We start from the raw sequence: 9,539 nt of genomic DNA, 5'->3' as shown, positions 1-9,539 counted from the left end.
GCGCTGTAGGACTTGCTCGATAAGGCTGTCCTCCGTACATCTGTAACACACGGTTAACAAAATCACTTGCACGCATGCCGCTGTTACCACCATTCAAACCAACCGCATTGCTGCCAACAATTTGCGCTGCATTAGCATGGGGATTTTGCAAAAGGCGCGCCATTATCGTTGCCCCTTTTGTAAAGATAAATCATGATAGAAAAATTGTAGAACAGCCAGCAAGTGCAGCAGTTGCCGGTGTCATTGCTAAAACTGATTTTACACACGGGTTTTGGCATTCACCTTCAAACAAAGTGATCAATGGCATTGTTGGAACTGCTCGCCCCATTGATTTTTCCATTGGGGACAGATCAAGCCGCGCCAACCTTCTTAACGAACAAAACATCACAACCATTATTCGTGAAAATGGTTATCGCCTCTGGGGTAATCGCACCCTTTCAAGTGATACAAAATTTGCTTTCTTATCGGTGGTGAGAACCGCAGATATGATCAATGATGCCATTTTGCGCGGGCATCTATGGGCTGTCGACCGCAATATCAAAAAAACTACATGAGTGACGTGAGTGAAAGCGTCAATGCCTATTTGCGTGATTTAAAAGCACAAGGCGCCATTCTTGGTGGGCGTTGTACGCCCGATCCAGAGTTGAATACAGCAAGCGCTATTGAAGGCGGCAGAGTCTATTTCAATGTCGAATTCACACCAACAACACCAGCAGAACACATCACATTCCGTTCACGCATTGTGAATGATTATTTAGAGGAGATCTTTTAATGGCTATCCCCGTTTTACCAAGAGTTTTGAAATATTTTAACATTTTTGTCGATGGTATTCCCTATCAAGCAAAATGTGAAAGCGTAACATTGCCGAATTTGAATTTGGTTGTTGAAAGTTATCGTGGCGGAGGCATGGATTCTTCCATTGAAGTTGACCTTGGTCTTGAAACTCTCATTCTCACCATGACCATTTCTGATTGCTCTCCAGAATTAATGACACTGTTGGGACGCACTGATGTCGACATTTCATTACGAAGTTCAATGCAAGCACAAGGCACACCCGCAGAAGGTGTTGTCATTACCATGAGAGGACTATGCAAAGGCTTTGAAATGGTAGCATCAGAAATGGAGTTCCCTTTAAGATCAGAAAATAGAAAACCATTCTTTTCAAAGGGGAGAGTTTTTTCAATAACAGCAAGCGCTTCAGCTGTAAGCGGAGCATGAAAATCATAAACCTTTCCAACAATTCTCTTCATATTTTCTTTTGGGATAATCCATATTGATGCATAAATCTTTTCTGACTGAATATGCCTGATTGGCATAGAACGCCACCCTGTCAAAATAAGAAGTTTTAAGGCTAGATTTGATACAAGCTCATCATTTTAAGATCGAAAAAACTTAGGCATTTCTTTCCATGGCATTGCTGGAATATTTTTGGTATTTTGAATAAACTTTTCTAATAAAGCTTTCGCTACCAATTGCATATCCACATCTATATCAAGTGCTGCCGCATGTTTTATAGCTATATTCAAGCGGGATAGAGCTTTACTTGCTGTTTCGTTTTTTGTCTTCCAAATGGGAAAAATACATCCTTTTATCTCAACTTGCGTCAGTTCAGTGATTAACGTATCAACAAGTTTAGGAAAACATATAATTCAAGATGTGTTAACCACCTTGCTGCTTTTCCTTCATTTTTTTGCTTTAAAAGCACTAGAGGCAGTTTCTTGTAATGAAATCCCCCCTGCCCGACACAAATTTTCTTTTTGTTTTTGATAAATTAGAGCAACTCCTTGATCCAAAAGATCACGACAAGCTGAAGCCTTGAACCGTACTTCTTTTAAAAGTACATTACTACAAAAGCCCAATCTCATTTCTCATCGTCTTTTATTGAGGTCAAACCTAAAAAACCATCATCCTTGATCTGGTGCAGTTTTGATAAGCCATAAACCAGCTCTATCAGCATATTTGCCTTTAGATAGATTTTTTACAGATAAGACAGACTGTCTATCACCCGTTCTTATTCTTCGAACTACCTTTTGAATCGCGCTTGAAGCACTTTCATCTGGTACCAAGATTATATATAAAAGGCAGTTAAATAAAAAAATAAAGGCCCTATCAAAGAGATAGGACCTCTTAAATTTAAGCTCTTTTATCCCACAAAACTAGAATTTGTAAGCTATTCCTGCGCGAAAATCATTCGTCTTATACTTAACTTCAATCTCGTCTTTAAATTTCTTTTTACCAAAATCTGAGTAACGATATTCCGCGCGCATAACAAGATGATCTGTCATTGCAAAATCAACACCACCACCGAGAGTATAGCCAATCATCGTTTTTGTTACATCCGATGTCCTATTAAATGGCTCATCTCCCGTAATTACTGTCGACAAAATATCTTGAAACTGTCCATAAGCAACACCACCAGCAATATAAGGCATTACACGCCCCGCAGAAAACCCAACACGCACCCGTGTAGCACCTGTCCATTTTTGTTTTAACGTATGATTAAAAGTTAAACTGTTTTTCTCTTCTTTAGCCTCTGCAACAGAGCGAGAAAAGCCTCTACCCTGTCTCCTGACAAGTTTTGCCCTTTTTCGACTTTTTTCTTCTATAGATGGCTCCTCAGTACCCGATCCTTCAATATCCGTTCCTTCAGTACCCACTCTTTCAGTGCCTGATCCACCAGGATCACCACCAGCACTTGATTCATCAGCATGAAATCTTGTTTTTGTATCCTTTTTTTCCGTTAAAAGCATATCCGTATCAATCCCCACAATAAAATTATTACCGAGATCAAAATTAATACCCGCATAAAAACCACCTATAAATCCAGAAAGCTCAGGCATATACTGTTTCTCGACAGGTACCCATGGTTTACTTTTACTCTCCTCATCAGGATAGAGAGGAATATCAACATCACGCGTTATTGCAGAAGTCTTACTTGAAAAGCCACCAACTTGCCCCCCAAAATAAATACCTCCCCAAGAAAAAGGTGAAGAAGCAACAACTTCTGAGGCAACATGTACTGGCTCTTCATGAGCCACCACATCTGCAGCCTGTACTATAGAAGGCGAAATCAAAGAAAAAACAGACGCTGTTATAAATTTTGTATTCATAAAATTATACCCCATTGCTAAATTATATAATCAAAAATCACATTTAGAAAAACAAAGTTTTATAAAATCTTATGCAGCAAAATCGCATGTACTCCTTTATCGTTACATATTAAATCTATAACTATAATAATATATCATTACAATATATCATTACATCAAAATTTAATATTATCAAATAAATTTTAAAATATTATAATAAATCAATATTAAAATAATAAAAATTTAATAAAAATACTTATTATGTTTTTAAAATGAGAAGGTGTAAAACATTTTGTATTTAAAATACAACAAAAAATCATAAAATAGTATATTTTATGCCTTTTTTTTATGAGAAAAATGCTAAAAATAATGTAATTATTTTTAGAGAATCGATGTTCATTAAAAGTAATTATAAATACCTTAATATTCTTACATGCAAAATGCATACTGTAAATTTTACATAGTATAAAAAATTACACCTATTTTATATTAAAACTATACCTTTTTTTATACAATTTTCTAAAGGATGAGATTATTAATACGACAATATCATTATCCTTCTAAATCTTGTCTCCAAATAAAAATTCTCAATCATTTTATTTAAAAATTGCTCTTCCCCTACTGATTTCTATATTATCATCTGCCTTTATTGCAAAACGGTCTTTATTAGGAAAAGTTATAAAACATCCCTTCATACAAATTGTAATTATTTGATGAGTATTTAAAGAAATTTTTGAAGGTATACTTCCTTCGACAACAACGAGAGATTGTATCTTTAAATCAGTATTCTTCACTGTTGCAGCAAAAGCTGTTATGGTAAAAAGATTCAACAGAATAACTGTAATCAAAGCACAAATATATTTCAGCATTCTAGGATTCCTTCCTCAGCAAAACGCTTATATAAGCTAAATCGAAGAGCATTGGTTACATGAGAAGGTGAAGTAATATTAGGCACATAAATAGCTAAATTAAAGGAGAAACTCTTATGATCAAATGCTGTAAAACTCACCTGCGGAGTAGGACTTTTTAAAACGCCTTCTGTTGCAAAAGCAATCTCCAACAAAATTTCAGCAACATGCTCTGGAGCAACCTTAGATGATACAGTAACTGGTATATCAATTCGTCCTACTTTATTGCGTCGTGTCCAATTACTAACGTTGTTATTAATAAGGCTTGAATTGGGAATAATAATCGTCTTACGCTGAATGGTCTCAAGTTCTGTTGCACGCACATTAATACGCTTAACAACACCAGCGACTGATCCAGATTCTATATAGTCTCCTATTTTAAATGGTCTTCCAACTAAAATAATAAGTCCAGAGACAAAGTTTTGGACAATATTCTGTAAACCAAAACCTATACCAAGAGAAAGTCCTCCAGCAATAAGAGCGAAATTTCTAAGATCCAAACCTGCCATTGACAATCCCGTCAAAGCAGAGACAACAACGCCTCCATAACTTATCACTGTTTTGATAGAATTACGGATACCAGAATCGAACTCTCCATGAACCAACACCACACTATCTAACCAACCAATAAATCGGCGAATAAGAAACCAGCAAACACAAAAAGAAATAATTCCTGTTACAAGAGAAATCAAAGAAAGAGTAATATTTCCAATCTGAAAACCGGTAACCAATTGCCACAATACTGCTTTCAAATCAGAATAGGAAAATCCAAACTGTACAGCAATTGGCATTGCACAAAAGACAACAACAAATAAATTGAAAAAGACGCTCACAAAAACTCCCAATTGATTCATCGTTTTTTCTTCTAAATGAAACCTCTGCATCAAAAGATGACCAACCGTTGTTTTCATAAATTGTCCTTTAGTTCCAAGTGCTTGAGCGCTTCGTATTCCTAAATACATGAGAACTAAAAATGCTCCATCAATCATAATTTGCTGCATAATAAAACGTGCAAGACCAACGTAGCCTAAAAAATTCAACACAAAGAGCAGTAATCCCAAGCCAATAAGAGGAATGCGTATATAAAATGGCCAAAAGTATGGCTCTTTTTTTTCTCCTTGAAGACGCCTACGTCTAAACCGCAAAGGTACAAATGATATTATAAACAGCAATATCGCTACAAGAAAAACAGCAATAAAACTTTTAGCAATTGTCAAAGATAGAGGCGCTGAAATGATTTCATAAATACTATCAAGAACAGCGTCAAATGCCAAAACACCCCCTAAAGAAGTAAGTAGAATCACTAATTGATAAGCAGACAATGGTGCAATACTGAGAAGACGCACATGGGGTATATTCGATGATAAAAGAACAATCGCTAAGCGATTAATTAAAAATACTAAAATAATTTGACAACCTATCATATCAAAAACTGGTGTAAGCTTACCTGGATCTAAGTTAAAACTACGAAACAAAAACAACACAAGATAAACGCAAAGAGTACATACAAGCGAAGGTAAGAGAACTGAAATAAAAGCGATCAATAAGCGTTGTAAATAAGATATTTCCTCATTAGACTTCCTAAAGTGGCAATACACATGAACAAGAACTTTTCGAGAAAAATATGAAAGACCCAAAGTAATAAAAAGTGGGATTAAAAAGGAAAGAAATAGTTGTAACAACTTGAAATAAAATATAAAACTCCACCAATAATTTAACAAAAAAAGAAAATCTGATAAAGCCTCTTTTGTTTTTTGGGCGAGATGTTGAACCATCGGAATAGAAAACTCAAGCCTATACGTAAGTGTGCGTTTAAAAAGCTCCCGAGATTGAGAAATAGAAAGTTCAGCTATTCTATTTGCCGCTAAGAAAATCTCTTCAAAACGAAGCATGATACTGTTAATTTTATCTTTTTGCTCTATCAAGTAAGAATATTCCGTTACTGAGCTTTTCAGTTTTTTTACGTCACGATGGAGCTCCGTTAATTGATCAAGAAGTGTATTAATCTCATTAAGAGGAGGACGCAAAACAAATGCTGCCTCAATAGCACGTTCACTGATATCTTGTGCACGTAACCGCAATTCTTCTAAAGCACGCTCATTTTCTGGCTTTCTGTCAAAATCTCTTTTTAAAGTTTCAGTATTTTCTTCAAGAGTATCAATAATCAACTGTTGTTGTTGAACAATTTCATCAACTGAATAAGAAGTAATTGTTTGTTCGACAATTGTATTTTGTGCACCCCTATTCCCCCATGCACCAGAATGAAATACAAAGATAATCCCCAAAAGAAGGAAAATTATGCGGATGTTTTTTCTACAAAATGTATACATATCTACCTTATGCGCACAAAAAGGATTTTATCCCCCTTCTCTTTAATATGGTATAAAGAAGATATTTTCAACTTTTATAGAATAATCTTATAAAAGCTTTCCCTTATCCTATAATACTGATAATAAGAGAAAAGGATATAAATAAGCTGAACTCAATAAGATTAAAGAAGGCACTCTAGCATGTGTTTTTTGCACCTCTATTGCAAAAAAGAAAATTTTCTTCCTTTGACAACTTGGATTTTTTTATCCAGTTTAGGGGTATTATTGACGAGCAACCTAGGAACGCGTGCTTATTTAATCAAACAATCACACACCAACAATATCATTAAAACGAATAGATTTGATTTACAAAATAAGTATGATCAGTTGAATACTACCACAACTGAAAACAAAAAACTTGTAACACCCCATGCAGAATCTATTTTTATGAGAACCTTTCAAAGAATCCTAACATTGGATTTCTTTTTAATAAAGATTCCAGCTGTTGACACACGATTTTGTAACATTAAAATGCAATATTTCTCAAATAAACGCGCTCCTCCCAATAAGTACTCTTAATTCTCTTCCTTGAATTATAAAACGATCATCTTATTTTATTTGTGCTTTTAACTTTAAATAACTGTTAGATTGCCTATTAGCGGAATATATCATGCGTACACCTGGTTGGTTAACTACCCTTTATTGTTTTATTCTTTTAAGCAGCATTTATGTTGCCTTACCCAATTTATTTTCACACGAACAAGTTAAAAACTCGAAATTCTTACCCGACACCCGTGTAGCACTTGGCCTTGACCTTCAAGGAGGCTCTTCCCTCCTGCTCGAGGTTGATAGCAAAACGTTAAAACGCGATCAGTTACACATAGTTTTAGGCAGTGTACGCAATGTATTGCGTGAAAAACAAATTCGCACCTCAAGTGTGCGTATCGTTGAAGATAGCGTTATTGCCCTTATTTCAGATCCATCGCAAACTGAAAAAGCACTCTCTGCTTTGAAAACATTAATAACCCCCATACACAGTAGCTTTGGCACAACAGAACATAACATCACGATCAGTGCTCAAAATGAAACTCTCCGCATCACATTAACGGAAGCTGGTATAAAAGACCGTGTAAGCAATGCTATTGAACAAAGCTTAGAAATCATCCGTCGCCGTATAGATCAAGTTGGTGTTTCAGAACCAGCCATCCAAAAGGTCGGAAATGATCGTATTATGGTCCAATTGCCTGGTCTACAAGATCCAAAACAACTGCGTGATCTTTTAGGAACAACCGCTAAGATGAGTTTTCATCTTGTTCCTTCTAATGTGGACCCCAATAATCCCCCTATAGGTGTTTCTATTCTCCCTGGATACACTGATGCAACACAACATTATGCAATTTATGATCAAATCGCTTTAGATGGAAATGTCCTGAAAGATGCTCGTGCAGGTTTTGACCCCCAAATACCAGGACGTTCCATTATTTCATTTACACTAGATTCCGCTGGCGCAAAAATATTTGCCGATATAACACGACAAAATATTAACCGTCCTTTTGCCATTGTTCTGGATAATAAGGTTTTAACCGCTCCGACCATCAATAGTGTCATTCCCAATGGACAAGGTCAAATTACAGGAAACTTTGACGCCAAAGAAGCCTCAACTCTGGCTGCTCTGCTTCGTGCTGGTTCCCTCCCCGCACCACTCACAGTCATTGAAGAGAGAACCGTAGGCCCAAATCTTGGTGCTGATGCCATCCAAATGGGACTTTACACCGGCATAATTGGCTTTATTCTTGTTGCAATTTTTATTTTTCTTCTCTACCGTATTTGGGGATTAATTGCCAATATAGCACTAGCTCTACACACGATTTTAACGTTTGCTGCACTGAGTCTTTTAGGAGCTACGCTGACCCTGCCTGGTATTGCTGGTATTATTTTAGGCATCGGTATTGCCGTTGATGCTAATATTCTCATCAATGAACGTATCCGTGAAGAAAGTCGAAAAGGTGTGAGTGCTTTTGCAGCCCTAGATCGTGGATTTAAACACGCTTTTGCAACCATTGTTGATGCAAATGTTACAGCAATTATAGCGACCGTCTTACTATTTTGGTTCGGTACTGGTCCTGTTCGTGGTTTTGCCGTCACAATGTTGCTTGGTATTATCATCTCCATGTTTACAAATATCACCATTGTACGCATCATCATGATTTGGATCGTTCGTAAATGGAAGATTAAAAAATTGCATATCCACTCTGCTTTCAACATCCTGCCACAAAACACAACTTTCCACTTTATGAAAGCACGCTTCATTGGTATTGGCGTTTCAATTGTTTTATCAATAGCTTCAGTTTTTCTCTTTTTTAAGCCTGGATTGAATTTCGGAATTGATTTCATTGGCGGAAGCCAGATGAGTATTACCACGAAAGCACCAGCAGATCTAGCAACTCTGCGTTCCAAGCTTTCTACTCTTAATATTGGTGAAGTTACCTTGCAAAATATTGATAACGAAAATACCGTATTAATTCGCATGCAGAAACAAAGCGGTAGCGAAGCACAACAAACCATCGCCATTGATAAGGTCAAAACAGCTGTACAAAATATCTATCCCGATACCACATTCGATCAAATAGAAGTTGTTGGTCCCAAAATTTCAGGCGAGCTTGCCACAGCTGCTTTTACTGCTGTTATTCTTGCGGCTATTGCCATGTCTCTCTATATATGGTTACGCTTCGAGTGGTTCTTTGCCATTGGAGCAATTATCACTCTCATTCTAGACACCACCAAAATGATTGGCTTTTTTGCTTTATTTCAATTTGATTTTAATTTAACGGCTATTGCTGCGCTCTTAACAATTGTTGGATATTCTATAAATGATAAAGTTGTCGTCTATGATAGGATGCGCGAAAATATGCGCCTTTATAAAAAAATGCCGTTGCGCGAACTGATTGATCTGTCAATTAATCAGGTTCTTGTACGTTGTTTTTTTACATCAGCTACAACAATTCTTGCTATGCTCCCCATGGCGATATGGGGTGGAAGTGCTGTTCATAATTTTGCATTACCCATGGTCTTTGGGATTATTATTGCAACATCATCCTCTATCTTTATTGCTGCTCCTATTTTACTCCTGCTAGGAAATTGGTGGCGTGAACGAAATAATCGTGCAAATATCAAAATAAAATAAAAATGTCCTTTAATGCGTATGATACATCTCTCCTCTCTTCTCATAGAAA

8 protein-coding genes and 2 pseudogenes are annotated in these 9,539 nt (G+C 36.4%); 4 read left to right on the top strand and 6 right to left on the bottom strand.

The features are described 5' to 3' along the window. Positions 1 to 178: pseudogene (locus PVV60_RS04590) on the bottom strand (lytic transglycosylase); the annotation flags it as partial. Between PVV60_RS04590 and PVV60_RS04585 the strand changes: the two are divergent. Beyond that, a pseudogene (locus PVV60_RS04585) lies at positions 144 to 772 on the top strand (phage tail sheath family protein); the annotation flags it as partial. The pseudogenes PVV60_RS04590 and PVV60_RS04585 sit on opposite strands and share 35 nt — an antisense overlap. Continuing rightward, positions 772 to 1,218 carry a phage major tail tube protein gene (locus PVV60_RS04580; RefSeq protein WP_273723468.1) on the top strand — a complete coding sequence of 149 codons (447 nt, stop codon included), beginning with the start codon at positions 772 to 774 and terminating at the stop codon, positions 1,216 to 1,218. The pseudogene PVV60_RS04585 and the gene PVV60_RS04580, both read left to right, overlap by 1 nt. Before the next feature lie 158 nt (positions 1,219 to 1,376). On the opposite strand, the gene PVV60_RS04575 is transcribed toward PVV60_RS04580, so the two are convergent. The 5 genes from PVV60_RS04575 to PVV60_RS04555 form a co-directional block, all read right to left on the bottom strand. Continuing rightward, positions 1,377 to 1,526, bottom strand: a complete 150-nt coding sequence (locus PVV60_RS04575) for a hypothetical protein (RefSeq protein ID WP_273723466.1) — start codon at positions 1,524 to 1,526, stop codon at positions 1,377 to 1,379. Between the two features lie 156 nt (positions 1,527 to 1,682). Beyond that, on the bottom strand, positions 1,683 to 1,865 hold the full coding sequence (locus tag PVV60_RS04570; protein WP_273723464.1) for a hypothetical protein: 183 nt from the start codon (positions 1,863 to 1,865) through the stop codon (positions 1,683 to 1,685). Positions 1,866 to 2,156: 291 nt separating this feature from the next. Beyond that, positions 2,157 to 3,110, bottom strand: a complete 954-nt coding sequence (locus PVV60_RS04565) for an outer membrane protein (RefSeq protein WP_273723462.1) — start codon at positions 3,108 to 3,110, stop codon at positions 2,157 to 2,159. Between the two features lie 575 nt (positions 3,111 to 3,685). Continuing rightward, entirely contained in the window at positions 3,686 to 3,958 is a 273-nt protein-coding gene (locus PVV60_RS04560; RefSeq protein WP_273723460.1) for a hypothetical protein, read from the bottom strand. Next, entirely contained in the window at positions 3,952 to 6,327 is a 2,376-nt protein-coding gene (locus PVV60_RS04555; protein ID WP_273723458.1) for a mechanosensitive ion channel family protein, read from the bottom strand. Before PVV60_RS04555 ends, PVV60_RS04560 begins: the two co-directional genes overlap by 7 nt. 180 nt (positions 6,328 to 6,507) lie before the next feature. Here PVV60_RS04555 and PVV60_RS04550 point away from each other — a divergent pair, with 180 nt between their 5' ends. Further along, positions 6,508 to 6,885, top strand: coding sequence for a hypothetical protein (locus PVV60_RS04550; protein WP_273723456.1), 378 nt, complete (start codon positions 6,508 to 6,510; stop codon positions 6,883 to 6,885). A gap of 91 nt (positions 6,886 to 6,976) precedes the next feature. Continuing rightward, the gene (gene secD, locus PVV60_RS04545) at positions 6,977 to 9,490 is read left to right on the top strand and encodes a protein translocase subunit SecD (protein ID WP_273723455.1); all 2,514 of its coding nucleotides are present in this window, start codon (positions 6,977 to 6,979) and stop codon (positions 9,488 to 9,490) included. Positions 9,491 to 9,539: the final 49 nt, after the last annotated feature.

The organism is Bartonella sp. AU18XJBT (genome assembly GCF_028618595.1).
In the GTDB taxonomy this organism is placed as follows: Bacteria; Pseudomonadota; Alphaproteobacteria; order Rhizobiales; family Rhizobiaceae; genus Bartonella.
Note: the sequence above shows the minus strand (reverse complement) of the source record. Positions and strands in the feature narration are given on the sequence as shown.

Bases quoted from the DNA above. Each gene is read 5' to 3' on its own strand.
- PVV60_RS04580 (WP_273723468.1), top strand. From the start codon at position 772: ATGGCTATCCCCGTTTTACCAAGAGTTTTGAAATATTTTAACATTTTT.
- PVV60_RS04570 (WP_273723464.1), bottom strand. From the start codon at position 1,865: ATGAGATTGGGCTTTTGTAGTAATGTACTTTTAAAAGAAGTACGGTTC.
- PVV60_RS04565 (WP_273723462.1), bottom strand. From the start codon at position 3,110: ATGAATACAAAATTTATAACAGCGTCTGTTTTTTCTTTGATTTCGCCT.
- PVV60_RS04560 (WP_273723460.1), bottom strand. From the start codon at position 3,958: ATGCTGAAATATATTTGTGCTTTGATTACAGTTATTCTGTTGAATCTT.
- PVV60_RS04555 (WP_273723458.1), bottom strand. From the start codon at position 6,327: ATGTATACATTTTGTAGAAAAAACATCCGCATAATTTTCCTTCTTTTG.
- PVV60_RS04550 (WP_273723456.1), top strand. From the start codon at position 6,508: ATGTGTTTTTTGCACCTCTATTGCAAAAAAGAAAATTTTCTTCCTTTG.
- secD (WP_273723455.1), top strand. From the start codon at position 6,977: ATGCGTACACCTGGTTGGTTAACTACCCTTTATTGTTTTATTCTTTTA.